The organism is Nostoc sp., assembly GCF_036917155.1.
In the GTDB taxonomy this organism is placed as follows: domain Bacteria; phylum Cyanobacteriota; class Cyanobacteriia; order Cyanobacteriales; family Nostocaceae; genus Nostoc.
The window spans coordinates 13,701-39,024 of the sequence record NZ_JBALDZ010000037.1 but is presented as its reverse complement, the minus strand read 5'-3'; the positions used below and the strand labels follow the sequence as shown (position 1 = coordinate 39,024).

At 41.1% G+C, this 25,324-nt stretch carries 23 protein-coding genes and 1 pseudogene; 10 read left to right on the top strand and 14 right to left on the bottom strand.

Going from position 1 to position 25,324, the window contains the following annotated elements; translation table 11 throughout:
• Window positions 1–481: 481 nt before the first annotated feature.
• The 3 genes from V7K67_RS06510 to V7K67_RS06500 form a co-directional block, all read right to left on the bottom strand.
• Window positions 482–2,818, bottom strand: coding sequence for an EamA family transporter (locus tag V7K67_RS06510; protein ID WP_334732171.1), 2,337 nt, complete (start codon window positions 2,816–2,818; stop codon window positions 482–484).
• A gap of 662 nt (window positions 2,819–3,480) precedes the next feature.
• Window positions 3,481–4,866 (bottom strand): inorganic phosphate transporter, encoded by a 1,386-nt coding sequence (locus V7K67_RS06505; protein WP_335165705.1) that lies wholly within the window; start codon window positions 4,864–4,866, stop codon window positions 3,481–3,483.
• Window positions 4,867–4,945: 79 nt separating this feature from the next.
• Window positions 4,946–5,992 (bottom strand): zinc-dependent dehydrogenase, encoded by a 1,047-nt coding sequence (locus tag V7K67_RS06500; protein ID WP_334732214.1) that lies wholly within the window; start codon window positions 5,990–5,992, stop codon window positions 4,946–4,948.
• A 562-nt stretch (window positions 5,993–6,554) separates the two neighbouring features.
• On the opposite strand from V7K67_RS06500, the gene V7K67_RS06495 reads away from it, so the two are divergent.
• A complete protein-coding gene (locus V7K67_RS06495; RefSeq protein ID WP_334708559.1) occupies window positions 6,555–6,854 on the top strand; it encodes a ferredoxin in 300 nt (99 codons plus the stop codon).
• A 569-nt stretch (window positions 6,855–7,423) separates the two neighbouring features.
• Here V7K67_RS06495 and V7K67_RS06490 read toward each other — a convergent pair.
• Complete coding sequence (locus tag V7K67_RS06490) at window positions 7,424–9,169, bottom strand: SpoIID/LytB domain-containing protein (protein ID WP_442943775.1); 1,746 nt, start codon at window positions 9,167–9,169, stop codon at window positions 7,424–7,426.
• A 115-nt stretch (window positions 9,170–9,284) separates the two neighbouring features.
• Here V7K67_RS06490 and V7K67_RS06485 point away from each other — a divergent pair, with 115 nt between their 5' ends.
• From V7K67_RS06485 to V7K67_RS06465, 5 genes are all read left to right on the top strand, one after another.
• Window positions 9,285–9,548, top strand: coding sequence for a ParB N-terminal domain-containing protein (locus tag V7K67_RS06485; RefSeq protein ID WP_104907642.1), 264 nt, complete (start codon window positions 9,285–9,287; stop codon window positions 9,546–9,548).
• 3 nt (window positions 9,549–9,551) lie between these two features.
• Window positions 9,552–9,737 (top strand): hypothetical protein, encoded by a 186-nt coding sequence (locus V7K67_RS06480; protein WP_335165703.1) that lies wholly within the window; start codon window positions 9,552–9,554, stop codon window positions 9,735–9,737.
• A gap of 13 nt (window positions 9,738–9,750) precedes the next feature.
• The gene (locus V7K67_RS06475) at window positions 9,751–10,242 is read left to right on the top strand and encodes a Dps family protein (RefSeq protein WP_334732175.1); all 492 of its coding nucleotides are present in this window, start codon (window positions 9,751–9,753) and stop codon (window positions 10,240–10,242) included.
• 145 nt (window positions 10,243–10,387) lie between these two features.
• Window positions 10,388–11,032 carry a nucleotide exchange factor GrpE gene (gene grpE / locus V7K67_RS06470; RefSeq protein WP_335165701.1) on the top strand — a complete coding sequence of 215 codons (645 nt, stop codon included), beginning with the start codon at window positions 10,388–10,390 and terminating at the stop codon, window positions 11,030–11,032.
• A gap of 1,151 nt (window positions 11,033–12,183) precedes the next feature.
• Window positions 12,184–12,510 (top strand): STAS domain-containing protein, encoded by a 327-nt coding sequence (locus tag V7K67_RS06465; RefSeq protein ID WP_335165699.1) that lies wholly within the window; start codon window positions 12,184–12,186, stop codon window positions 12,508–12,510.
• Here the strand turns inward: V7K67_RS06465 and V7K67_RS06460 are convergent, their stop codons facing one another.
• From V7K67_RS06460 to V7K67_RS06435, 6 genes are all read right to left on the bottom strand, one after another.
• Window positions 12,511–13,647 carry a PP2C family protein-serine/threonine phosphatase gene (locus tag V7K67_RS06460; RefSeq protein ID WP_335165697.1) on the bottom strand — a complete coding sequence of 379 codons (1,137 nt, stop codon included), beginning with the start codon at window positions 13,645–13,647 and terminating at the stop codon, window positions 12,511–12,513.
• A gap of 298 nt (window positions 13,648–13,945) precedes the next feature.
• Window positions 13,946–14,713, bottom strand: a complete 768-nt coding sequence (locus V7K67_RS06455) for a DUF1350 family protein (RefSeq protein WP_334708561.1) — start codon at window positions 14,711–14,713, stop codon at window positions 13,946–13,948.
• Between the two features lie 300 nt (window positions 14,714–15,013).
• Entirely contained in the window at window positions 15,014–15,733 is a 720-nt protein-coding gene (locus tag V7K67_RS06450; RefSeq protein ID WP_334732177.1) for a hypothetical protein, read from the bottom strand.
• A 619-nt stretch (window positions 15,734–16,352) separates the two neighbouring features.
• Window positions 16,353–16,502, bottom strand: coding sequence for a hypothetical protein (locus V7K67_RS06445; protein ID WP_334732178.1), 150 nt, complete (start codon window positions 16,500–16,502; stop codon window positions 16,353–16,355).
• Between the two features lie 75 nt (window positions 16,503–16,577).
• Window positions 16,578–16,946: a pentapeptide repeat-containing protein gene (locus tag V7K67_RS06440; RefSeq protein WP_334706849.1), complete on the bottom strand. Its 369-nt coding sequence runs from the start codon at window positions 16,944–16,946 to the stop codon at window positions 16,578–16,580.
• 157 nt (window positions 16,947–17,103) lie between these two features.
• Window positions 17,104–17,646, bottom strand: a complete 543-nt coding sequence (locus tag V7K67_RS06435; protein ID WP_335165694.1) for a hypothetical protein — start codon at window positions 17,644–17,646, stop codon at window positions 17,104–17,106.
• Between the two features lie 212 nt (window positions 17,647–17,858).
• On the opposite strand from V7K67_RS06435, the gene V7K67_RS06430 reads away from it, so the two are divergent.
• Window positions 17,859–18,959, top strand: a complete 1,101-nt coding sequence (locus V7K67_RS06430; RefSeq protein ID WP_335165692.1) for a D-alanine--D-alanine ligase family protein — start codon at window positions 17,859–17,861, stop codon at window positions 18,957–18,959.
• A gap of 357 nt (window positions 18,960–19,316) precedes the next feature.
• Window positions 19,317–19,811 (top strand): hypothetical protein, encoded by a 495-nt coding sequence (locus V7K67_RS06425; RefSeq protein WP_335165690.1) that lies wholly within the window; start codon window positions 19,317–19,319, stop codon window positions 19,809–19,811.
• A 1,123-nt stretch (window positions 19,812–20,934) separates the two neighbouring features.
• Here the strand turns inward: V7K67_RS06425 and V7K67_RS06420 are convergent.
• The 3 genes from V7K67_RS06420 to V7K67_RS06410 all read right to left on the bottom strand — a co-directional run bounded on the left by V7K67_RS06420 (window position 20,935) and on the right by V7K67_RS06410 (window position 23,492).
• Window positions 20,935–21,867, bottom strand: coding sequence for an alpha/beta fold hydrolase (locus V7K67_RS06420; protein WP_334706844.1), 933 nt, complete (start codon window positions 21,865–21,867; stop codon window positions 20,935–20,937).
• A 130-nt stretch (window positions 21,868–21,997) separates the two neighbouring features.
• The gene (locus V7K67_RS06415; protein ID WP_334732180.1) at window positions 21,998–22,504 is read right to left on the bottom strand and encodes a DUF4112 domain-containing protein; all 507 of its coding nucleotides are present in this window, start codon (window positions 22,502–22,504) and stop codon (window positions 21,998–22,000) included.
• A gap of 88 nt (window positions 22,505–22,592) precedes the next feature.
• Window positions 22,593–23,492 carry a YihY/virulence factor BrkB family protein gene (locus V7K67_RS06410; protein ID WP_334706842.1) on the bottom strand — a complete coding sequence of 300 codons (900 nt, stop codon included), beginning with the start codon at window positions 23,490–23,492 and terminating at the stop codon, window positions 22,593–22,595.
• A 104-nt stretch (window positions 23,493–23,596) separates the two neighbouring features.
• On the opposite strand from V7K67_RS06410, the gene V7K67_RS06405 reads away from it, so the two are divergent.
• Window positions 23,597–23,773 carry a hypothetical protein gene (locus V7K67_RS06405; RefSeq protein ID WP_334732181.1) on the top strand — a complete coding sequence of 59 codons (177 nt, stop codon included), beginning with the start codon at window positions 23,597–23,599 and terminating at the stop codon, window positions 23,771–23,773.
• A gap of 189 nt (window positions 23,774–23,962) precedes the next feature.
• Here the strand turns inward: V7K67_RS06405 and V7K67_RS06400 are convergent, their stop codons facing one another.
• Entirely contained in the window at window positions 23,963–24,562 is a 600-nt protein-coding gene (locus tag V7K67_RS06400; protein ID WP_335165687.1) for a DUF1802 family protein, read from the bottom strand.
• A 40-nt stretch (window positions 24,563–24,602) separates the two neighbouring features.
• Between V7K67_RS06400 and V7K67_RS06395 the strand changes: the two are divergent.
• Window positions 24,603–24,878: pseudogene (locus V7K67_RS06395) on the top strand (aldo/keto reductase); the annotation flags it as partial.
• Window positions 24,879–25,324: the final 446 nt, after the last annotated feature.

Genomic DNA, 25,324 nt, shown 5'->3' with positions numbered 1-25,324 from the left:
ATAGCCCTCCTAATTTTCTTCTTGGAGGGCATTTTATTGCTTAACACACCCATTGCGATCGCCCTTGACTAGTAACTAGCAACTTGGGTTAGTAGGGACAATATCCTGCGGGAAGCTGCTTTGCGTCTACAGGAATTGTCCCTACTTATGTAATTTTGTGTAATACATTTTCACTTTCAGGTTGATATCAATAGACAAAAGGGAGCAGAGGGGAAATGATTAGAGAGCAATTATTTGGATCGCGCATTTCGTGAAATGGTATAAGTCCTAATCTATTAAGGGAACTCCAAGAAATAAATTATCCAATATTGTGGGGTGGGCATCTTGCCATTGGTGAAAACTTAAATCCCCGACTTCTTCAAGAAGTCGGGGATATTTGATTTATAAAAGTTACAAGTGGGTGCATTAGCTTCAAAACCGATCCTGAGTGAATGGGAGGTGAAGTAGCTCCCATCACACTTAAGCTGATTAAACTCGCCATTTAATTCGTGGGATTAGAGGGTTTAACCTGATTTCGCATTGTTTCAAAGCTGAAAGCAGCTGCGCCAAAGGTTACAAATAACACTCCCAGAATTTGCACAATATCCAAATTTTCTTGAATGATTAACCCAGCTAAAATCACGGTTAAAACTGGGATGCTACCACCGATGAGCGCCGATCGCGAGGCACCTAGTTTACTAATACCAACGTTGTTGAGCAAATAGCCAGCAAGAGTTAGCACACCCAAAATAAACGCGCTTAAAACCAGTTCCAGCATTTTAGAGGGGTCAACTACTACCAAGTTCCAATTGCTTGGTAAGGGTAGCATCAAGCAGATAAAGCTCAATAACAACATGGTAGTGAAGTTAATTAAAGTAAAAGTCACGGGATGGAGTTTGCTAGCACAGACTCGCGTCAAAATTATGTAGGCAGCAAAAGCCACACCCGAAATAATGGCGGTGCTGCTTCCCATTGAAATATTACCGATACCGATGCTGGGAGAACCGCCTAAAACCAACAATTCGCCGCAGCAAATTGCAGCGATCGCCGCGATGCGGAATAGAGTGGGGCGATCGCGAAACAGAAACCACGACAATAGACCACTAACCATCGGATAGATAAAGAACAGTGTGATCGCCATTCCGGTAGGTACTTGAGCGATCGCAATGTAGATTAGCACCTGAGATAAAAACAAAAAGCATCCACTCACAATGGACAACACCAAAATCTGCTTGGTAGCTGCATTAGCAGGCGTGGGATTTCCTCGGACTGAAGCGGCCAAGTTTTCCAAGTCTTGCCACAATCTTGGGTGCAACATCGGAGACAGCAGTACCATCAGTGGTACGACTACCATAAACCGGAGCGTCAAAATTAACAGAGTATTGCCCAAAGTCGGCGGTAGTAACTGCTCTACCTCTAATACTCCAAAAATCTGGGAACCTTCGTGGAAAATTACCTTGATGGCTACGTTGTAAAGCGACGATACCACTACCGATGAGACAATTAACAAGAAACCGATTTGGAGTGTCGATAAGCCAGAGGAATTAGGCGATCGCGATTGTGGGGGTTTTGCTTCCGGTGGTGGTTCTAGCGCAGTAGTTGATGAGGATTTAGCTTTGCTCCGCGATCCCTTCTTGCGAAGAGCAGAAATTGGTTCAGTAATATTTAGCTTTTGAGAAGGTCGAATTATTCTCGGCTGTAGCACAGATGCGAGCGGAGGCACTGGTGGCGTTTCGTTTTCTGGCAATTCCTGATTGAGGACAGAAATGGGTTCGGTAGCATTGTCCTCTGGTGGCGGAACTACAGCAGCAGTAGATTCTGATGTCGTTTCCCTTTCTGACAAATCCTTACTGGGTACAGAAATTGGATTCGCGACGTTTTCTGTAATAGACAGCGGCTCTGGTGTTGTTTCCCTTGACGACAAATTCTTGCTGGGTACAGAAATTGGATTTGCAACGTTTTCTGTAATAGACAGCGGCTCTGGTGTTGTTTCCCTTGACGACAAATCCTTGCTGGGTACAAAAATTGGATTTGCAACGTTTTCTGTAACAGACAGCGGCTCTGATGTCGTTTCCCTTGGTGAAAATTGATTGGGGATCGGGGAAATTGGCTCAGGAGAATTTATTACTACTTCGTCAAACTGTGGCGGAGGTGTCTCAAAAGAACTATTTTTTTCTGGTTCCGTAAACTGCAAAACAGTAGGTATACCTCCTGTTGCTGGTTTGCGTGAAGTTTCTTCTATAGTTTTTTCTAGTTCTCCATGCAGGCGATTAACAAATTCCGTTAAAATTGTTTCCCCTTGCTGCTGCTGGCTATACATCCGTGACAACTGCTGGGAAAGATTACTTTGATAGTTCTTCAATTCCTGTTGTAGCGAATTAAAGGTAACAGTAACGGTGTCATCCAAACTGTCAAACATGTGTTCGACTTTTGCATTGATTTCACCTACTACATTGCTGCTTACTTCAGCAGACTTCAGCGCAGCTTGTTCGTAAGATTTGCCCTCTATGTTTTGGCTAGCTAAAGTTGCCAGAGAGGATTGCAGTTGTGATGATATGTGCTTTGCCAGAACTTCTGCCAGTTGACGAATTAACACTTGCTGCTCAGTGATTTGGCGCACTTGTTGTAAATGCTCTTTTTCCTCTACCAAGCTTTGAATTTCATCAGATAACCGGTTTTTTTCTGACTGAAGCCGCTTTACGTCTTCCTGCAAGGCTCTGAGGACATTCTGCTGAAGATTTTCTAAGTCTTCAACTACAGCCCAAAGCGCATTTTCTGCTGCTCTGGATAGCTCACCTCTGATTCTTGGGTTTTCTGGTTGCTTCTCGAATCGCCCCATTAGCTTCTAACCTCTAACACCTTGACGATAAAGCTGCTTTCGGTACACTTTATTGGCGGTCATCCTAATTTCCTGTATTTTGTCAGATAAATTAAAAATTTTAACAGCACTTCCGCATTTCAACGTAATTCTGTCATACTAGACACAAGTTAGCAAAGCATCAAGTTTGCCTCACAGCTTACTACAGTGTGTTCTCTTCACCATTGACAAGTATTTAACCATTGGATTTGGGATTGATCGCTACGTCTGGGAGTCGCTTGAACAGAGACTTTGTTTGTTTTTGCTCAGTTTTATTGTCATCAATTATTTACCAATGAGATTTTTACTTTTAAAGAAATCTCACTCCAAATAAATATTTATTATTTTGCTGCCAATAATACTCGTCAAAGATTTCCAGATGCCTGTGCGATAGCCACAAAATTGTCTGACTTGCGAAACTAGCTGTAAATTTGTCTGGAATGTAACTTGTGTGACAGTTTATATCTCTAAATGGAGATTAAAGTATCTTTCTGTGGAAATTCAAAGTTACGCTATCCCCTGCACAACATTCTAATGAATGAGCAGCAATTCTGCAAAAGCACGCTTTTTTGGCGTTGTTGCAGTCTGGGTTTTGCTTTGAGTAAATGCAGTAAAGGAAAAAGTTAGGAAAATATTAATAATTCTTAGAAGAATAAAATTCGGGCGATGGTGAATATGGCAGCGCTAAGGGCAGCACTGACGGGGATTGTAATTAGCCAGGCGGCGGCAATACCTTTTAGAGTTTGAAACTTAATCGAGTTGAGATTTTGTACTAGTCCAATACCAACTACACCACCGACAAGAGCGTGGGAGGTGGAGACTGGTAAACCTAGCCGGGAAGCGATGAGGATGGTGGTAGCAGTTGCCAGTTCGGCACAAAATCCACTACTAGGTTGCAAGGCAATGATATTTTCGCCAATGGTGGCAATGACTTTTTTACCCCAGACAGCTAAACCACCTACAATACCAGCACCACCAAGGATTAAAATCCAAAGCGGAATAGTTATACCATCGGTAGGTACGCTACCAGTGCGATTGATGTAAACGATCGCAGCTAAAGGAGCGATCGCATTTCCCACATCATTAGAACCATGAGCAAAGGCTACAAAGCAAGCGCTTAGTAGTTGGAATCGGGCGAATAATTTTTCTACGGGATTGGGGATTGGGGACTGGGGATTAGGGACTGGGGACTGGGGACTGGGGATTAGGGACTGGGGACTGGGGAGTAGTTCTCCCTCATCTCCCTCATCCTCCTCATCCCCCTCATCTCCCTCATCTCCCTCATCTCCCTCATCCCCCTCATCCCCCTCATCTCCCTCATCTCCTAACTGTCGCCAACTAATGATTGTGAGTCCAACTGCTGCTACTGCACCGATTAATAGGGGGATGTCGTAAGCAGGGATATTGAAACCAGTTTGCTCAATTACAAAATTGGTTAGCGGTTCTGTTAGTGATGGCAATACAATCACGCCGAATACACCTAGCAGCAGAGTACTCAGCCAGGGAATCCATTCTTGTAACTGGACTACTTGATTTGGTTGATCTAAAATCCAGTGCTTGATTTGACTGTAAAATAAAGCAGCGATCGCACCACTAATTAATGGCGTTAAAATCCAGCCAATGGTAATTAAGCCAATTGATGACCAATCAATTGCACCTACTCCCAAAGCTACCCAGCTAAATCCTGCGATCGCACCAACAACCGCATGAGAAGAGGATACAGGTAAACCGCGTGATGTGGCAATTTGCAACCACACACCACAAGATATTAGTACCGTTACCATCCCAGTTACGAATATTTGGGGTGTAGCTGCGAATAAGGCGGGATTAGCAATTTTCGTTGCTAGAGTTTCCGTTACCTCATGTCCAAACAACACAGCACCCGTAAACTCTAATACTCCAGCAATTATTAGTGCCTGTTTGAGGGTGACAGCTTTGGAACCTACAGAGGTTCCCATCGCATTAGCGACATCGTTTGCTCCGAGATTCCAGGCGACGTAGAAAGCTAGTAGGGCGACGAAAAAGGGCATGAGATGAGGGAGATGAGGGAGATGAGGGAGATGAGGGAGATAATTTTACGTTGTCTTCCTCATCCCCCTCATCTTTTTTTTACGGATAAATTAAGATTTTATAAGTATCCGGTGTGGGTGCGATCGCAACTTCCACGGCTGCTGATAAATCTTTTAATGGATAGCGATCGCTAATCAATGCTTTTACGTCAATTCGCTGATTAAATACAATATCGGCTGATAGATTCTGAAGCCGATAAGAGGAACTGTAACTACCGATCAAGTCAATTTCCCGACGGTAGAGGATATTCGGATTAATGGAAATTTCCACCTCATCAGGGAATTCGGCGAAAAACAAGATTTTACCGCCTTTGCGGGTACTATCAAGTGCTTGAAAGAAAGCTTTCTCACTGGGTACAGCCAGCAAAGTTACATCAACACCTAGTCCACCAGTTAAGGCAGAGATTTTGGCGGGTAAATCTGGATCGCGCGCATCAAAAGCCGCTTCTGCACCGACACTCAAGGCTTTATCAATTCTAGAGGGTAGTAAATCAGTAGCGATCGCCTTTGCTCCGAAATACTTTACCAACATGATAAACATTAACCCAATTGGTCCAGCACCAGTAACCAACACAGTTTGTCCTGGAGCAATTTGGGCTTTTTTCACAGCTTTCAAGCAGCAGTTAGTCGGCTCTACAAAACTGGCTTCTTCAAAACTGATGTTATCCGGGATGGGAATTAACCCGCCATTTTCCACAATATGCCCAGGAACCTTGACATAATCGGCAAAACCGCCGCCACTGGCGTTAAAGCCTGCGGTTGTGGAGATGTTTTTGTAAACATCGCACATCGAGAAATTATCATTTAAGCAGTAGGCGCAACGCATACAAGGGATGTGGTGCATCACCGCTACCCGTTGTCCAACTTGCCAACCTTTGACATTATTGCCTAATGCTGTGATCGTGCCGGCAGTTTCATGTCCAAAAATGCGCGGCGGTTCATACAGCGGATAACGAATTTTTTTAATATCTGACTGACACAACCCCACAACCCGCACCTGTACCAGCACCTCATCTGGTTCCACGGTTGGAACTGGGATATCTTCGTAAGACAGTTGATTGACGCCTCTAAATACCTGTGCTTTCACGTTGGTTTTTCCCCGCTCAACGATACTAGATGTAACATTAGTGGTCAACGTTAGGCTATCAGATTTGAGATTTCTGTGTGTTGGGTTATTTTAAGTGTTGCTGCTATATAAAAAATTTGTCAAGACAATGAACAGAAAATTTTGGAAAAAGAAAAGTTACCGCGTCAGCTTGCTTTCAGAGTGGGGGTACGCGATCGCTATGATAATTATCTAATCAGATTAGAAAATAAAACAGCCCTGCTTTTTAGAGGAGTTGGGGGATCTGTTCTGCGTAAGTCCGACAAAATCCAGGTAACATTAATATTGCTCATATTTTTTATATATAAAATAAGTTTTTCTTATTGCAACCTGACTAAGGTCGAAAATAACATAAATAAAACTTATCGGGATTAAGTAACTAAATTTCATTACTAATCGGGTTCAATTTCCAGTCACATCGTTTAATTTTTCTCGTAGTATCAGAATTGAAGCAAATTTAAACCAGCGGCTAATCCCACAGAACAGCCGCTATCTTTGCCTTAAGATAACTTATACTGCCGTTTGCAAAAGAGAGGATTACTCAATGCCAAGTTATAAAGTGACACTAATCAACGATTCCGAAGGACTAAATGCAACACTTGATGTTGATGATGATGTCTATATTCTAGACGCTGCTGAAGAAGCTGGTCTTGACCTGCCCTACTCTTGCCGCGCTGGTGCTTGCTCTACCTGTGCAGGTAAAATCCTCAAGGGTACTGTCGATCAAGGCGATCAGTCATTCTTAGATGATGAACAAATCGAAAAAGGATATGTACTGACTTGTGTCGCTTACCCAACCTCTGACGTAACAATCGAAACTCACAAAGAAGAAGACCTTTACTAAGAACTAAGCAACTCAACCATAAATCTCTTGCAAGAGTTATTAATGTTGACAAAATACAAGTATGGCATCTAGGGCCAACACACTTGCAATGCTGTGTGCATCTCTAAAAGCGACTTTGACAAAAAGCCTAGTTCTGTGTTGGGCAGGAGCACAATGAAGAGTGCTGAGTAAAAAGACCACGCCACAAGAGGTGGGGTATCAACCTCCTCCTGAAAAGAAAAGATTCCGCTTGACTTCGGGCGGGGCAAAAACCCAAGTGCAAAAGTACTGAGTACTTCTTAATTTACTCAGCACTATAAGCCGAGGCACTCAGCACTCAGTACTAAGTAGGTAAATGTTGTGTTCCTGCTTAATTTCTTACATTAATTTTCAGGTATTTAGATCGCGATTGAGACGGGGAGTAGGGTAATTCAATTACTTGAAAAGCGCGATAGTATGGAATTTCCTCGTACTTACAGCAGATTTCAAGTTGATGAGGTACACAAGCTAAGTCTGTTACCCAGGTATAAAGCGTGTTTTACTCCTGAATTCTGAATTCTGTTGTAGTACTTAAACTCAGTGCGGATAGTTCACAGCTTAATTTCTTTACTGAGAATTTTAATCTGAGTACCAGGATAGTAAAATTGGAGAATTTTTGGACTTGACCAACCTAGTTTTGCTAAATTTTGAGCGCCAGTTTGACTCAAGCCGACTCCATGTCCTAATCCACCACCAATAAAAGCATATCCCCAGAGTTCTGCTTTGCCTTTGTTTAGGGGTTCTATGTAAAAAAGCGTACTTACGGGAGCTGCAAAGGCGCTGCGAACCTCATCTTTATGCAGAACAAAGGTGCTGCGATCGGTTTTAACTGCAAGTTCAAGGATACGTCCACTCTGACTTCGCTTCACGACTGCCATCGCCTGAATGGTCTTAAATTTGGCATAAGAACTGTTTTTCACCTGCAAAAATTTCTGCAAGTCCTTGATAATATCCTGTAGAGGGGTTTCCTTGTGCCAACGAAACATATCCCACTTGCTTTCATTAAATCCTTGTTGCGTATTGATAAATTTTTGGAAGTTCTTTTCATCTGCTAAACTCTGCTTAGACAAGTCCCAAAAATTAGTCGGAGCATCCAGTATAGGGCGGAGATAGGGACGATCGTCACCATTCCAGATATCGCTGAAGGAGGCGGTGACACCACCAGTGGTGGAAGAATACAGAGCGTCTACTAGTTCATTTTTATAAGTTAATACTTTACCCCTGGTTGAGGCGATCGCTTGGTCTGTTTTGGCAGCCGCTCCCTTCAGACCATAATAAACTTGGCAGTGAGTATCAGCACACAACTGATAATTATCTGCGGCAAACCTGCGTAAATTTCTCAAGGCATAAGTCCGGGCGAGAATTGCTTGGGCTTCTAGGGCCGCTGTTGGTGCCTCTGTACCTATTTCGTAAGGCACAACCCCACGCAAATAAGTTTCTAAGGGTACTTGGTTAACTAGAGTGTATGTGCCATAAGCATTTGGCTGCAAATTCAATCGACCAGCATAAAGACGAGCAAACTCTGGTTTGTCGCTTTTATTCACTCGAATCAAGTTTTGATCGGTGCTAATTTCCAAGTCATTTGGGCTATAGCGATTACCATCCACTACCCAACTTACTCGTGGCACTTGTTTCAAAACCTTAGTATCAAGATATACTTTATCTTTGGTAGAAGCTTGGATGTTCTGCAATAACAAGCGTCGCAATAAAGGAGTGCTGTAAACATCTCGTTTCGCCCAAACCTGCCAGCGTTCTGGCTGGGCTATTTCCACTTCCATTCCCAGAGAACGCCATTTATTAGCACTGTCTTCCGCAGTTTCAAAAGTGCGGTATGTGCCCAAAACTACCACTTCTTCGACTGCTGACTGGGGTAAAGCTTCCATGACTGTTTCCAGCTTTACAGGGTTCTTAGTAAACAGAATTTGCTGCTTGTTGCCCACTTGAAATTTTAGCTTTAAGCGATCGCCTTTTATGGGTTCCAGTTGCAACTTGGCTGTGGCTTCGGCGCCAAATCGCTGCACAATCCCAATTTTCAGTTCTATATCCTGGATATTGCTCTCAGGACCTGATGCCGCAGTCAGTCCTAATAGACAAAATGTTGTCAGCAAAGTGTAGGGAAAACACCAAAATGAAAATTTCATGACCACCTGATAGCGTTCGCGCAGCGTCTCCAAGAGTTGCGATCGCGAGTAATCCTTCGCGTTGGCGGAGCCTCTCGTAGAGAGCGTCTTCTGCCCCTTAATGTGTCGTTGGAGCTTATTTTCCAATTGCTTTGTAGCGCGGTTTTTTTGTCGCATGAATGCTCCAATGATACCATTACCAATTTTGCTCTAGATATTAGTTGCAAAACGAAGTCATAATGACTATGATTTATTTAGAGACAAAAAACAGAACTAGTTGGATAAACTCTTTATGGTTAAAGTCCAAGAAATTCCATTAAATCAGATAAAACGGCCATTGCCCCGTACAAACGATCCAAATAAAGTGCAAGCCTTAATGGAATCGATTGCGGAGATTGGGCAGCAAGAACCTATTGATGTCCTAGAAGTAGATGGACAATATTATGGCTTTTCTGGTTGTCATCGGTATGAAGCTTGCCAGCGTTTAGGCAAAGAAACCGTTTTAGCCAGAGTTCGTAAAGCACCCCGTAGCGTTTTGAAGATGCACTTAGCATAGACAATGGGGATTGGGGATTGGGGACTAGGGATTGGGGACTGGGGACTGGGGACTAGGGATTGGGGACTGGGGACTAGGGATTGGGGATTGGGGACTAGGGATTGGGGACTGGGGACTAGGAATCAAGGGCTTAATTTTCTTGCCAATTCCCAATTCCCAATTCCCAATCCCCAATTACATATAACCTAATTAGGAGAAAATTATGTCATCGAAAGTAACAGTTAAAAATGTAAATATCGGCATTGACGAGGCGAGTAGGGCTAAAATTGCTGACGGTTTATCTCATCTGTTGGCTGATACTTATACACTGTACCTAAAAACTCATAATTTTCATTGGAATGTAACGGGGCCGATGTTCCAAACGTTGCATCTGATGTTTGAGACTCAGTATACAGAATTAGCCTTAGCAGTTGATTTAATAGCCGAGAGAATTAGAGCGCTTGGCTATCCCGCACCAGGAACCTACAGCGAATACACCAAACTAAGTTCGATTCCAGAAACTCCTGGAGTTCCTAAAGCTGTGGAAATGATCCGCTTGTTAGTGGAAGGACAAGAAGCCATAGTCAGAACTGCACGGTCTATTTTTCCCGTCTTAGAAGAAGTTAACGACGAACCTACCGCCGATTTATTGACTCAGCGGATGCAGGTACACGAAAAGACAGCTTGGATGTTGAGAAGTTTACTGGAAGAATAGGAATTAGGGACTAGGTACTAGGGACTAGGGACTAGGTACTAGGGACTAGGGACTAGGTACTAACAAATAAAGACTTAATTTTTTTGCCAGTCACGAATCCCCAGTCACCAGTCCCCAATCCCCAATCCCCAATACCCAATCCCCAATGCCCCATTCCCAAAAGTTGCAAGATTTAATGCAACAGTTAAGTATTTCTAGTTTTAAAGCGCTGAGTCGCGCTGCTGGTGTCTCAGAGCGTCAAATTTTGCGATTACGCCAGGGAAAGCTAGAGCAGATGCGGGTAGATGTGCTGCTCAAGCTGTCGTCAGTGCTACAGATGTCATTAAGTGAATTAATCGTAACTTTTTCAACCGTAGAGTTGTTACAAGAGAAAACAGCACCTACCCAGGAATTGTTACAAGAAATTACAGATTTAAGAAGAGAGTACGATCGCTCTCAACTTCAATTAGAACAACAGCGAGAAATATTACTACAAGAACTCCAGCAGTCGAGCTTGCAACTGCTGGAGTCTTTATTATTGCAATGGCCAACAGCAGCACAAAAAGCGCAAGAAAATCCACAGCTAGCAGCAGTCAAAATAGTCCCATTGGTACAGAAACCCCTAGAAAAGCTTTTACAAGCGTGGGGAGTGGAAGCGATCGCACCTGTGGGAGCAGAATTACCTTATGATCCCCAACTTCACCAATTGATGGAGGGAACTGCACAACCTGGAGAAACAGTCAAGGTACGTTACACTGGCTACCTTCAAGGTCAGAAGTTGCTTTACAGAGCTAAAGTGAGTCCTGTTTGAGGTAGTTAGAGACGCGATTAATCGTGTCTGTACAGGATTTGTGTTGTCTGTTGAGAAATATATATATATTGGGAATACTAAAAATAGCAGGGGCGATCGCCTTAGAGAACTTCTGTTAGACAGATGGTGTAGATTCAAGCTTGCTTGGCGCTGTTGAAATCAAAGCTGTTGACTCTAGAGGGGTAATCCAGAAGTAAATTATTTCAATAATGTAAGTAATTGGACATAAATAAACGTAGATCCTAGTTACCATCATAAATACTCAGTAGTCAACAAAGGATTATATCTACATAATGATTATGATGTGAAACCTCGATAGTTGAGTATTTCTGCTTATAGTTTTAATTGGGCGATAGGGACTGGGGAAAATTTTGTGAGTGATGCAGATCCGCTTACCCAAGCAAAGGAACGCCACTGCTAGACTCGGTTTAGCTGCGATACAGTTCAGTTAAGCATTTCTTTCTTCTCTTTGCGTCCAACTCTTACGAGACGCTGCGCGTTGGCGTCCTTGGCGGTAGCCTGCGGCAAGCCGCTCCGCGTCTACGTTAAAAAATTGGATTTGACAAAGAGTTTTAGCCTTAACCCAAGCGTATTGGGTTTAGTTGTGCATACGCCTACACCGAACTAGGCATCGCTCCGACTCATTGAATTTTGAATTGTTTAATGACGGCTATCATCATGAAATTTATTGGAGAATCTTAGGTTTGGTACAAATATTTGGTAAATAATCTGAAAAGCAGCAACCTCAGCTTGTAGAACAGTATATATTTACATCCATGAGATGCAAGTAAGTTGGTGTTAAAAATTAACATGGTATGCCGAAAAATAAAATCAGCAAACAGCTTATAAATCTGTCGTTCCAACCGTTATACAAAACTAAACATACATGAGTTTTACTATGCTGACTTACTTGTATAGTCTATTCTCAACTGGTATATTCCTAGTAAAAAAGCGATATTGAATGTAAGACAATATGGTTTTTAGTATTACAAAAAATTAGATTAAAATACTTATAGCTAATCTTCATCTATCCTGATTAATTATCAATGATTACTCAATATGTAATCTTAGATTTTATTTTACAAGCATTTTTAAATGTTCTATAATGGCAAAATCAGAGAATTATTTACACAAATCAGAGTGACATAATTATGAGAGAACAAGTAAAAGTTATTAAGCTCAGTGGTAATTTGAACGCCACAACTTCACAAGAATTTCGACAAAATATCACTGATATTCTAGAGAAGGGTGCGAAAATTGTGTTAGTTGATTTTAAAGATGTAACATTTATGGATAGTTCTGGTTTGGGAGCTTTAGTATTAGCTTTTAAAACCTTGCGTGCAGCCGATACTAAACTTGTCCTCTGCTCAATTAATGAGCAAGTTAGGATCTTATTTGAACTGACCAATATGGATAAAGTATTTGAAATATTCCCCAGTCAAGATGCATTTAATCAAGTTTTATTTTCCAATACTTAATTAATCAAACTTCATTTGCAAAATAGATAAATCATCATCAAAAGCATCTTTGGAGTTCAGAGCTATTAAATAACTCAGTACGCGATCGAGTTGGCTATCAGCTGGATCTTGTAAGCTAACTAATAGCTGAATAAAAGCATCCAAACTCCAAAGTGTGCCATCTGATTTAGTGATTTCATAAGCACCATCACTAAAAATATAAAGGGTACTAAATTTTTCAATATTCCAAGATGCATCAATATATTTTGCCTCTGGAAACATCCCAACTGGCATACCGGGGGTTTTCAAGAGTTTAACTTCAGATTTCCTTGGAGATGTGCCGGTTACTAAAACTGCTGGTGGATGACCTGCACTAGCATAGATTAACTGGCGGTTGATTCGGTTGTAAACTCCATACCAAATCGTAAAGTATTTATCATTTTGATAATTCATTTGAAAAGTATCATTCAAAGCCTTCAATACATCACTAGGTTGATAGTAATTCAGACCTTTGAGCGCACGGGAACGCAGCAAATTCAGCACTGAAACAGAGGGAAGAGTAGCTTTCAATCCATGTCCGGCGGTATCGAGTAAGTAAATTGCCAGATAATCATCATCGAGCCAATAGTAATCGAAACAGTCACCGCCGAGTTGTCGCGAGGGAATGAAACGGAAATTTATCTTGAATGGTTCGGTCATGGAAAGAGGTAGCAGCGATCGCACATAGTCTGCTGCTTCTGACATTTCTGATTCTAAAAGCAACTTTTGATCCTGCAAATCTCTACTCAATTGATGCAGGCGTAATCCTGCTCTTACCCGTGCTTGTAATTCATTATGCTCAATAGGTTTGGAGATAAAATCATCAGCACCAGCATCTAGACCTTTGACGCAATCAGCAACGGAATCTAAGGATGTTAATAAAATAAAGAATGTGGTGGAAAATTTGGGGTCTGTCTTAATGCGGTGACAAACTTCTAGTCCTGTCAAACCTGGCATGATCCAATCACAAATAATTAGTGCTGGACGATAAGCTAGTGCTTTTTCTATTCCTTCCTCGCCGCTACTGGCAGTCACTACCTCATAACCTTGTTTTTCCAAAATCCTTTTTAGGAGTATTTTTATTGAATAGTCGTCATCAATTATTAGTATTTGAAACATATAAAGTTGTAGGAAACACTCATTAATAATTTGCTGTCAAAATAGAAAATAAAAATATGCTGTGAGCTAATAAGCTAGTAGTATCAATATAGGGGTGCTACTATAGCACTTATTGTTTGTATGCAATAGACTTTAACCTCACTTCCATTCCTCTCTCTTAAAAGCATAGAGGCTTTGAATTCTACTCCCCAACCCTAGTAAGGAGTTGGGGTTAGGTTTCTATTAGACTCAACCCAAAAGCATTAGAAATCGTTTTTATTTACCTATAGAATTTATGACTGTCAAGCAGTCATAAATTCTATGGTGATGCCAAAGGATTTAGCCATAAGAGAATGTTGCTTTTTAGCTGGTTTAAGTCGCGGTATGCTTCTTGCTTAAACCATTGCCCTAAAGCGTCAAAAGGGGTGAAAGACGTTCCAGTTTGCCATTTAATATCTTGGCCTAGAGGTGTTGTATGAGTTCCTGGTAATGTTTGTGCTGTCACCATCTCATCAAAACGTTCTTGTAAGATTTTGGTTAAGGCTGCCGATTGATCAATGTTGTCATTACTAAATTTTATTAATAAATTGCGCCGGACATTGTAACGCTCTTGGACAAGCTTGTTAGTTTCCAACGGTGAGGGAGTAAACTCGATTTTCAAAGTAGAATTAAATTGTTCTACTAGGGGGATAGCTTCTTTAGCGGCGTAGTTGTTGAAGGATATTAAAATATTGCCTGCGCGTTCTACTTTAAAGAGGCTACCAATCAGCAAGTGAAGTTTACAGCCCATGCTATGTCCAACGCCGTAGATGGGGAAGTAAAGCTTGCGTAATGCCCCAGAATCCTGTAAGCGTTCGAGGGTGCGGTCAAAGTTTAACAGTACGGATTTGGCGATCGCAGTATGATCCAATGTATTAACGAAAGGCGTAGCAATTACAACATAACCTTTACTTGCCAGTTGTTCGAGTAACCAGCGATAAGTAATGTGCGGTGCAGTGGCGACAAATGCACCTCCTAAAAAATGAACGATACCTATGGGATTTCGGGGAATAATTACCCAGTTCCCTCTAATTTCTTTCCAGTCCATGTGGATAAGCGATCACTTTATGAATATTCTTTATGTTAGATCGGTGATTGCAACCCTGGGAAGGATTCTGGCAAAAGCCATTGATAATGTCTGGTGAGTCGCTTGGAAACCAACCCACCTAGCAGCATCTACACTTTCTCCAACTCTTACTTAGTACTGAGTGAATTCAGGAGTGCTTTTTAAATTCCCATTACAAAACCTAATTACGTTAGCGAGTATTCCTACTCCTACGGGGAAGCAAGCTGCAGCATCTCTTGGAGAGCGTCATTACGAATTACGAACTACGAATTACGAATTATCTTAACGCTGAGTCTGTAATCTTTTCATTTCATGTTGCACATCTAATGCAATTTGTAATGCTTCATTGAGTAACCTTCCATGTTCAGTAGCTTGTTCAGTTACTTGCATAGCTGTTAAAGTTGCCAAATTATTGACGAATAGTTCTGTATTACTCAGAATAAAGTTCTTATTTTCCCTCAAAATTCTTTCTGTCTTCAAAGCGCGAACTAAATCAGCTTTGGTGAGTTTAAGCGCTTCGATCACACCCTCTCTTTCCTTTATAACCACTTCTGGATTACCAGCTTCTTCGATTTGGTCATTGATATCTATTACTCTAATAACAGTATTATATCTATTAACCTCATTTAACAGGATATGTAGAGATTTTGTCATATTATTTTTGACAACTTTACTTCTACTTTTCCAGATTAAATATAAGATAGTTTGTGTAAAACTGCCAACCCAAAGACCTAAGATAATTAATAATATCCAAGATGGAATTGTTATCCACGTAACAAAAATTTTAACAATTAAATCAAATAGAATATATACAAAAACAAATGTAGAAAATCCGATAAAAACTACAGTTGCTCCTTCAGAGCTTTTCAGCTTTTGTATATATATCCTTGCGAATCTATTTAGAGTATTTGTAATGATTAAAAGTTCCTCATTAACAGGTAAATTAGTCAGTTTTTGCAAATCATCTTGACTAATTTCCAAGCCCTTTAAATCATCCTGCACAGCTTTTTAACCTTTGCCAGAATAGTTATTTAGTCTAATATAGCAATCAAATTTCTAGAATGCTGGCATTTTGTCCGAACTTTTTCAGGCAGTTAATACTGGTAGGCAATATCAAGATTTTTTGTACAATATGATACTCTTTTGCTAAGACAACTATTTATACCATAGCAATCCTGAATCATTTGTGATAAAACAGGAGTCAGAATACAGAATTCAGAATTCAGAATACTCTACCCATAAAGGGATAGAGTTTTCAGGCGAGAATATTTTAATTTTTTTCGCCCACCAGAGGCGAAAGCGCGTAGCGGGACGAAGTACGGTTTTAACCAATATTCATTACCCACTCGTACAGAATTCATACTGAATTCTGACTCCTGAGTTCTGAATTTTTCTTATAAATAAGCTCCCAGACTTCTTAAAGAAGTCTGGGAGCTGCAAGTTATAATTGTGATAAATCAAACAGTATTACTATGTAATAGTAAGGAGGAAAAATCAATTAATTGCCTGTAAATACAATGAAAGCACAACAAATTATTGTTCTAGCAAACAGCCATTTACAAGTACAAAAAAGAATAAATCAAAGTCTGTTTTACGGACTTTATTTGTTTAGGAATAAGAATTAAATAACATACAATTTATGTCCCTGGTTTACCTCACCCTCAATCCCTCTCCGATATAATCGAACTGTGCGGCGACTATCCCCCAACTCGGCATCTTGCCATTGCTCAACTGCCCAAGAATGGAGGTCTGTGAAATTTTCTAACTTCATACTCTGACTCTAATACACCCTCTGCCTAGTTTAAAATATGTTGGTAATGACAAGCCCTTTAGGGCTGGGGTTAGCTTACACCTTCTGCATGTTTCTACTGATGGGGTCGAAACCTTTAGAAAACCGCGTGCTTTCATCGTAGTAAGCGCCAGTCAGATTCGCTCCATACAACTTGGCATAATTTAGTTTGGCTCCCCGAAGATTTGCTTCATTCAGTTTGACACCGCTTAAATTAGCTCTGGTCAAATTCGCATTGGCTAAATTAGTTCTACTTAAATCTGCTCCCCAGAGTTTAGCTTTAGCTAGATTAGCTCCACTCAAGTCAGACCCCCATAAATTGATTCCAGGCAAATATGCTCCAATCAACTTGTCCTTACTCAAGTTGACGGCTGGAAAATATCTTTCTCCTGCGGCAAAACGCCTTTTTAATTCTTCAGCATTCATCTGTGGCGTTAATCTCCCTTTATCTCTAAGATATTCTTCAGCTTAAGGTTCAGGGGAGCAGGGGAGAAATCAATTCAAAATTAACGCTGCGCTAACAAAATTAAAGAACTTCTGCCTCCTCTTTTCCCTCTGCCCCAATGCCCAATACCCTTTACATCTATTTTGGAATCAGTTCAAACTCGAAAGTACTGATCAAACGGTCATCAATATAGACCTCTATTCTATGCCTACCAACTGGATCGCCAGGAGCGATCGTCCAAAAATTTTCAATTACACCTTCTGGAGCCGACTGTGTACGTCGTATTACAGATGTCTTGCCGTCTGCTGATATTGAGAAGTCTTCACCGTTATCTGTACCCCAAGTTTCTGGAGGTTTTGGTAAACGTAAGACTTCGCGCCATTTCACCTCACCTCGATAGTCTTTGAGTTTAATCCGCCATCCGTATGTGTTTCCTTCCTGAAGTGGTACTCTTGTTGTCTGAAAAATGGTAATGTTCCCTTTGGAGTCAACTCTCTTCAACCCAAACTCGGTGCTACTGACAGTAATCTGTTTTACATTCGTTGGTGTAGGAGATGATATGGCATTTTCTACCAAAACAGAAGTAGCGTTGATTGGCTCAGAACTGATGACTCCAGATATAAGCCAAAAAGAAGCTAGCACAGCAGTAGTAGTCCAAATTCTCATTCTTATGGTTTTCATGTCAGACTTTTGGTACTTATTCAAGTAATCTGCCATGTTTTCCGGGTCAAGGTTCCCTATGGTTGACAAAGATGAAATTATTTTTAGGAATTGGGCAAATTGAACCAATCCAATCGCCTTGGGCAATATCCAAAAAAGAAATAAAAGAAAAATATGGCAACTTTTGTAGGTTATGATACGCTATCTGCTTGAGAAGTGTCGAGGAACCGAAAATGACTAAGCTGCGCGTGGGGTTACTGTTTGGCGGTCGTTCGGGAGAACATGAAGTTTCGATCAACTCAGCACGGGCGATCGTGAAAGCCTTAAGTGCAGAGGAAAATACTAGTAAGTACGAAATCCTGCCTTTTTATATCCAAAAAAATGGCCGCTGGCTTGCAGGAGTTGTACCCCAAAAGGTTTTAGCAACCGGCAGTCCGCTTCTGGAATCGGAAGAATCAACTTCTGAAGGAAATCTGATATCCAACCCTCAAGCCCAAACCCTGAGTAAGTGGCAATCTCCCTCTCAAGTTGCCCAAGTGGATGTTTGGTTTCCCATTCTCCACGGCCCCAATGGTGAAGACGGAACAATTCAAGGGTTACTTACTTTGATGCAGGTTCCCTTTGTGGGTTCTGGGGTATTAGGTTCGGCAATGGGGATGGATAAAATTGCCATGAAAATTGCCTTTGAGCAAGCGGGACTACCACAGGTAAAATATAAGGCGATTACGAGAGCGCAGGTTTGGTCTAATCCTTGCGTATTTCCGAAACTTTGTGATGACATTGAGGCAGCATTAGGTTATCCTGCTTTTGTCAAGCCTGCAAATTTGGGTTCATCAGTGGGTATTGCAAAAGTGCGATCGCGCCAAGAATTAGAAACCGCCTTAGATAATGCTGCCAGTTATGACCGCCGATTAGTTGTAGAAGCTGGTGTCGTCGCCAGGGAAGTTGAGTGTGCCGTTTTAGGTAATGATCAACCCCAAGCCTCTATCGTTGGAGAGATTACTTATGACAGCGATTTTTATGATTATGAAACTAAATATACTGAAGGTCGGGCAGATTTACTGATACCTGCACCGATTCCAGATGCGATCGCTCGTCAAGTTCAAGACATGGCTTTGCAGGCTTTTACAGCTGTTGACGCTGCGGGGTTGGCAAGGGTAGATTTTTTCTATGTGGAAGCGACACAAGAAGTTTTAATTAACGAAATCAATACCTTACCAGGCTTTACTGCAACGAGTATGTATCCTCAACTCTGGGCCCATAGTGGAGTTCCTTTTCCAGAATTAGTTGATCGGTTAATTCAACTTGCTCTCGAAAGGCATTCTCCTAGCTGATGGAGAAAATAAGCGAATTGATTTCAGATTATTACAGCAAAAAGTCACAATAAATACAGAATTTTGGCAAAAGTAAGCCAGATTTGGTAGCCTAGATTTTACAAAAAAGCTACTTGAATCTACACTTTTGTTACGGATACCTGATGCTTGACTCCTCCAGTACAATTTATTGACTAGAGGGGTACAAATCTGAAAGTAATCATGGAAAAAAGTCAGAATGTACAGCGCGAGCCAACCCAATTAAAAAGGGCTACTCCAGAGCTGACAAACAGAAAATCGAGACTAAGAAAAAGCTCGAATGTTCTGATCTATTTGGTTGTACATCATCCTTGGCTATTGCTAACTGGGTTTTTAGCCATGTTTATAGGAGGTGGTGCCTTTGCGCTGTATAGCTTAGGTAATGCTGGCCCAGTAACACAGGAAGAACCAGAAAAAATCCCAGTTATAGTTGAAGAACCAATTAATGCGCCCTCTGAGAACACTAATCCTACACCTTTATGGATGGTGGCTGCGATCGCTCTCAGTTGTGGTAGTGGTTCCCTGTTCATTTTCCGAATTCTCAATCGGACAAAGATTAGCAATAAAGTTCAAAAACAGGTTAACCGCCATCAGGCACGTTTGGCACAGAACCATTACCAAAAATTGGAACCACATCTTCCTAAGAACCAACCAATTTTTGTGCCACAGCCGCAACTGATGCCCCTTATGCAGATGCAACCGAAAACAAAGCATCTGGTAACGGTTTTACCAGCAGAACACAAGCATCACCTCGATACGCCCACAGAACCTTTAGCAGACTTGATGGATCTTCGTAAAAATAGTTCATTGTCTGCAATTTTACGCCAGTATTAATACTACTGTAAAGTAAAACCCCGTTAAACTAACACTTTTTGCCAATTACTTGGCTGAGATTCCCGACTTATTTAAGAAGTCGGGAATCTTGTTATATATAAATTTATTTATTGTCATATAGGACAATACGCTTGGGTTAAGGGCTACTGGCAACAATTTTGGGTTTTCGAGACGCGATAAATCGCCGTCTCTACAAGTGTTTTGTTGCTCATTCTGAACTGTATTGCCATATAGCGCTCTTTTATTACTCTCGTCAGATTAAATTTGAAACCCTATTTTGGCGTTAGTCCGCGCAGGCGGACGAGAGTTTGTGTAGCCGCGATTTCTAATCGCTTGGATTATTCTCTCTCCAGAGTCATAGAAGAGCGATAGGACTCCTATTTGATTTTTGAAAAAAACTCATTATATCTTTATTCCCTGTTCCCTATTCCCTATTCCCTATTCCCTTTCTCTACTAGTGATTCAGGAATCAAATCGGATTGCTATAGCTGCTTCACAGCTTTTAAAAAGTTAGATATGAGCAATTAGCAAATTTAAAAACCTGCCAAAATGGCAACCAGCTTTTGATTAACCAGGTTAAATTCTATAAAGATAAACGACTTCAAGGGTTTTGTTATCAGGGGCTACCACGTAAATAAATTCATTTTTGTAAAACACTATTTACTAATTTATTTGCAAAAATAAAAAGCTATCTCTATCAATTATTTACAGAGTATTTTTATCAGCAAATAAATATCAATAATTAGGTTTGGCATTTGCTGCATCAGGAATATTAAATGCGTATGGGCGTTGTTGTTTAAGTACGCATTAGCCCCCAAATAACGGGCAACGTCTGTATACATTCCTGTTCACTTCAGCAGCAAATGGCAGAGTGGGAGTTTGAAAGCTGACTGATATGCTTCCTCCCACTCTCTTTTTATCAAACAGAATTCAGGGGTCAGGAGTCAGAATTCAGAATGAATTCTGTGCGACTGGCGGATAGCGTAGCGGTAGCGAATATTTTCGAGTCGCGTCTTGATTCTGACCGGAGGCGGAGCGTCTCCCAATACTGCTCCGCTCCTGAATTCTGACTTCTTCTTCAAGGAAACAGAATTCAGGTTGATTCCAAATTCTGAATTATTCTCTAAAAATTAGTATCCCGTAAAAACTTAAGAATCGCTGCATTCAGCACTTCAAAAGCACCACTTGAGGCATCATGACAGCAGTTAGGTAAAATCTGTAATTTGGAATTGGGGATATGCTGATGCAATTTTTCACCATGATTAGGAGGAAACCAACTATCTTGCTCACCCCACAAAACTAGTGTAGGACACTTAATTGCACTCAGGTTATTTTGAATTTTGGTGAGCATATTTGGCTTATTTGCTTGCCAATTCTCAATTTCTTGCGCGGCTATTTGTAATTCTTCGGCAACTTTTGCAATTGTACCAGGCAATTCAATAAACGGGTAAGTTATCCAATAGATATCTTCCTGTGTCAGGATTGAGGGATCAAATAACACCCCACGTCTTTCTATTGCCATAATTTCTCTAAATATAGGTGCAAACAGATATGCCAGACGTAAGGAGTCAATTGTTTGCATTATTTCTAAAGGCGTTTGGGCAAGTAACCACATAGCCCAATGGGGTAGATGTTCGGTAAAAACAGGTACGTTTACTACTACAAGCCGCCCAATTAACTGCGGATTTTCTTGAGCAAGGGCGAGGGCAACTAATCCCCCTAGAGATTCAGCCGCAATTACTGCGGGTTGATCACATAATGCCTGAATAACTCTTTTAAATTCAATAACTTGATGCCCACTATCTTCTCTACGAAATAATGGTTTTTCAGAAAAACCAAAACCTTTAGCATCAAAACAAATTACCCGATAATATTTAGATAATGGTGCTATGCTGTGGCGCCAATTGTAGCTCCAACTCCCCATGCCATGTAGTAAAATTAGCGGTTTACCTTTACCTTTTTCGCCATAAGCAATTTGTACAGGATACCCTTTAGCATCAGTAATAATTAGATTTTGCCGCCCTTTAGGAAAAGTAGCTTGCCACCAATCTTTCATTCCGTTATCAATAAATAATTGAACTAATTCTAGGGATTTAACAGTACTTACGCAAAGACTATAATTTTACGTCATTACGAGCGCTGACGCAGCGTCTCGTAGAGAACGTAATTACGAATTACGAATTATTTTAACCACCTGTTAAAGCGTTCCACAGGATTCTAATTAGGATCACAGGCAATGCTACTAAGAGAATGGAGATTAGCAACAATCCCACCAAAACAGTAAAGATAAACCACCTGTCTGCACTCTTTTGCTGGCTGGGAAACTTTAAGTAATCTTCTAATAGCTTGATATTATTGATGTTAGCTTTCCAGGCAAAATCAAACAAATCTCCCAAAACTGGAACAGTGCCTACCAAGCCATCAATGATCACATTTAAAACCATTTTACCTAAAGTGGCTCTAGATACACCCAGCCGCGCTGCTTCTAGGATGATGTAGCTAGAAAACATAACTCCCAAAAAATCACCACCAATAGGTATGAGTCCGATGATTGGATCTAGACCAAAACCAATCTTTGTACCAGGAATGGTAATAATATTATCCAGCAGCCGACTTAACTGACGCAGGCGCTTTAAGGTGGGTGCTTTGGCATCAGGTTCAATCATCGAAAATCGAGGAGGAGAATCAGACATGAAGGCGATCGCTAAATTTATATTGAATCGTTAGATATTTTACTCCCCTACTGATCTTTTGCAATCATTATTTTCAGGGATTTACTATTTAATATTTTTCTTGAGATTGTAACTGCCCTTTTAAGCGCATATCTTCGCCCACAGTCACGTTCAACTGATCGCCGATTAACAGCACAGCAGCACTCATTGACAGCCAGAGCATTAAAACTATCACAGCGCCTACAGCACCATATACTTTATTATAATTGCCAAAATTCGCCACATACAACCGAAATAGGGCAGACAATATTGCCCAGAAAACAGCTGCTAAAATTGCTCCAGGCATCATTGGCGTGCCTGAGTTCCACTTGCTTGGGCCATAGCGATAGACGAAGCCAAAGGCAACAGCAACAATACTTAAAGCTAAAGGCCAGCGAAACAGCTGCCAAAGATGTAACAAAAAGATTAAAGAAGCATTTTCACGTACTGCCATTCCCAGCAGCCAATCACTGGTAAACACTAAGAAAGAAGCTAATACTAAAAGCAACATAGTCCCCACTGTTAATCCCAGAGAGACGAGTTTGGCTTTCCAAAAGGGACGCATATTTTCTGGAGGAATTTGATGAATTTGGTCGAGGGCTGTCATCGCGGTATTCACCGCCCCAGAAGCAGTCCAAATTGCTAATGCAAAGCTCAGGGAAAACAAACCGCTATTTTTGGAGTTGGTAATCTCTGTGGTGGCAAAATCACGAATCAGATCCAAGGCTTCTTCCGGTAGGACTTGACTTAGTTCCACCGCCAGTTGTCTAAAGGTAGCTTGCAAAGATTCTGCCAATAAGCCAATAGCTGTAATCAGAGCAAGAATTGCTGGAAACAAGGATAGCATGGCATTGAAGGCGATTTCCGAGGCAAGTCCCAAAAGTCGCCTTTCGATTGTCCTGGCAAAAGTTTTTTTGAGTGTGTGCCAATTGAGGTGGCGAAAGAAGACGAAAAAACGAGACTTTGGCATAATTTAGAGTTAAAACTGGTTAGGTTTATTAACTACTGTGCCAAATTTTGTGTAGCGATCGCATTGATATTTTTACCGCAAGAATACGGGGTAGAGAATGAGGTTTGGCTTGTTTTTGGGACTTCCAAGCCCTTGCTCCTCTGGTGGCTGAGACTCCAGGGCAGTATTCTTCCTGTCCTCAGCAAGAACTACCTTTGTTGTTGAACTGGGTACTAGGGTATCATTTTGTCCAGATACTTTGGTCGGTGATGGAACGCACTTCGATATTCGCAGTGGCTTAAAAGCCACGCCCGTCGTTTTTCATCCCTGGTCTAAAGCACAGAATGCAGTACTACGTACCTATTCTTCCAGGGCTTTCAAACTCCCGTCCATTTCTTGTAACGAAGTATAGTGAAGCAATAGCAAGGTTTTCACCGCTTTTACTTTTCGTTCTTTTCGTTACATAGTTAAGTTTATTTGTGCTTACCTACTTAGAAGGATGGAGCGTACAACTTATCGCCGACAATCTCGCGAATTGCTTCTACTAGTTGGCTGTATGCAAAGTTAGATAAAACTGGTTTTGCTGTTTGCAAGTGAATTGGTCGATCTAAATCAATCCATGACTTACAGCCGGCGTACTTAGCGTAATAGGGAATTTCTTGCTCTTGGGGTAGTTTGTAAGTCCGCAGGAGGAGAATATAAAGGGGTTGACGTGGTTTCCATTTGAGGCGATCGCTAATAAAATGCTCGTTCCAAATATGGAAAGGAAGCAAGGTGTTGACAATAGACTCGTCACTTACTGGCAAAATATCGGTAATTTCAGCCCAACTGCCGATGCGAACTGTTTCAGGATGCCAGCCTGATGTTACTGGATAGACACTATTGGCATACTCAGCTTTCAGCATGAAAGCTTGTTGATGTTCATAAGTGGGGTAAAGCAAAATTTGCTTGTGGGCAACTTGGAAATGTCCATTTCGTTCATGGATACCGCCTTTGCGGAGCAACATAATTGTTTTGCCACTTTCTAAGGCATTTACGGCAACTGCCCATTCTTTGAGGGCATGAAAAGTTGTAGTCAATTCCATCAGCATCTACTGTAACTCTGATTTAATTTGAAGCTAAGACCGATAGTTTCAAGGCGAAAACTTTGAACATGCCTAACAAGCGCTAAAAAAACTGCGTATAGCCCTTCTTTATAATTGTACCCTTGCTCAGTTAGCTTTGGCCTGGTTAATTGCTCAACCGCAAACAAATGCTATTGCTGGGGCGCGTTATCCCGAACAAGCATTAGATAACGCCTTAGCCGCCCAAATCAAGCTTTATGCTGTCGAATTAGCAGAAATTGATACCATTGGGCGTATTGTGACCAACCATCTTGATAACAGTCAAATTATGTGGAATTGGTGACAATACAGATTGGTGAGTCATGCTGATCTCTCCAATATCTCTTTAACTTTCTTAAAAAGAAGGCTAGGGATCAAATCTATGGCTTTAGATTGCAAAATCTAACAAAACATCAACTTTAGTAAACCAAGGGTTGCAACTCACGAACTAAGTGATAAGTTATTTAGTAGGACACCAAACAAAAAAAGGTCAATGACTTAGTGTCCCCTTGTCATGAGACCAAGCGAACTTCAGCATATCAAATATTATGAAAGTGGCAAAAAGCCTGATTGTAGAAGACAAAGCCAAATCCTAAAGCGGAAAAACGCAGGAATGCTGAGTTTGTTAGTTATTCAGTCCACCTTAGTTATTAACCTTCAGTTAGTTAATTAGTTTAAAATTGAAATCTGTAAACTCGATAAAACCTGGTCAACCTCGACCAGGTTTTTGGTATTTTATTGTGATATGGT

What these genes read in the sequence shown, in the direction of transcription:
- V7K67_RS06410 (WP_334706842.1), bottom strand. Translation starts at nt 23,492, where the DNA reads ATGCCAAAGTCTCGTTTTTTCGTCTTCTTTCGCCACCTCAATTGGCAC.
- V7K67_RS06465 (WP_335165699.1), top strand. Translation starts at nt 12,184, where the DNA reads ATGAGAGAACAAGTAAAAGTTATTAAGCTCAGTGGTAATTTGAACGCC.
- V7K67_RS06420 (WP_334706844.1), bottom strand. Translation starts at nt 21,867, where the DNA reads ATGAAAGATTGGTGGCAAGCTACTTTTCCTAAAGGGCGGCAAAATCTA.
- V7K67_RS06485 (WP_104907642.1), top strand. Translation starts at nt 9,285, where the DNA reads ATGGTTAAAGTCCAAGAAATTCCATTAAATCAGATAAAACGGCCATTG.
- V7K67_RS06415 (WP_334732180.1), bottom strand. Translation starts at nt 22,504, where the DNA reads ATGTCTGATTCTCCTCCTCGATTTTCGATGATTGAACCTGATGCCAAA.
- V7K67_RS06495 (WP_334708559.1), top strand. Translation starts at nt 6,555, where the DNA reads ATGCCAAGTTATAAAGTGACACTAATCAACGATTCCGAAGGACTAAAT.
- grpE (WP_335165701.1), top strand. Translation starts at nt 10,388, where the DNA reads ATGCCCCATTCCCAAAAGTTGCAAGATTTAATGCAACAGTTAAGTATT.
- V7K67_RS06510 (WP_334732171.1), bottom strand. Translation starts at nt 2,818, where the DNA reads ATGGGGCGATTCGAGAAGCAACCAGAAAACCCAAGAATCAGAGGTGAG.
- V7K67_RS06435 (WP_335165694.1), bottom strand. Translation starts at nt 17,646, where the DNA reads ATGAAAACCATAAGAATGAGAATTTGGACTACTACTGCTGTGCTAGCT.
- V7K67_RS06440 (WP_334706849.1), bottom strand. Translation starts at nt 16,946, where the DNA reads ATGAATGCTGAAGAATTAAAAAGGCGTTTTGCCGCAGGAGAAAGATAT.
- V7K67_RS06400 (WP_335165687.1), bottom strand. Translation starts at nt 24,562, where the DNA reads ATGCTGATGGAATTGACTACAACTTTTCATGCCCTCAAAGAATGGGCA.
- V7K67_RS06425 (WP_335165690.1), top strand. Translation starts at nt 19,317, where the DNA reads ATGTTTATAGGAGGTGGTGCCTTTGCGCTGTATAGCTTAGGTAATGCT.
- V7K67_RS06475 (WP_334732175.1), top strand. Translation starts at nt 9,751, where the DNA reads ATGTCATCGAAAGTAACAGTTAAAAATGTAAATATCGGCATTGACGAG.
- V7K67_RS06460 (WP_335165697.1), bottom strand. Translation starts at nt 13,647, where the DNA reads ATGTTTCAAATACTAATAATTGATGACGACTATTCAATAAAAATACTC.
- V7K67_RS06455 (WP_334708561.1), bottom strand. Translation starts at nt 14,713, where the DNA reads ATGGACTGGAAAGAAATTAGAGGGAACTGGGTAATTATTCCCCGAAAT.
- V7K67_RS06505 (WP_335165705.1), bottom strand. Translation starts at nt 4,866, where the DNA reads ATGCCCTTTTTCGTCGCCCTACTAGCTTTCTACGTCGCCTGGAATCTC.
- V7K67_RS06490 (WP_442943775.1), bottom strand. Translation starts at nt 9,169, where the DNA reads ATGCGACAAAAAAACCGCGCTACAAAGCAATTGGAAAATAAGCTCCAA.
- V7K67_RS06480 (WP_335165703.1), top strand. Translation starts at nt 9,552, where the DNA reads ATGGGGATTGGGGATTGGGGACTAGGGATTGGGGACTGGGGACTGGGG.
- V7K67_RS06430 (WP_335165692.1), top strand. Translation starts at nt 17,859, where the DNA reads ATGACTAAGCTGCGCGTGGGGTTACTGTTTGGCGGTCGTTCGGGAGAA.
- V7K67_RS06445 (WP_334732178.1), bottom strand. Translation starts at nt 16,502, where the DNA reads ATGAAGTTAGAAAATTTCACAGACCTCCATTCTTGGGCAGTTGAGCAA.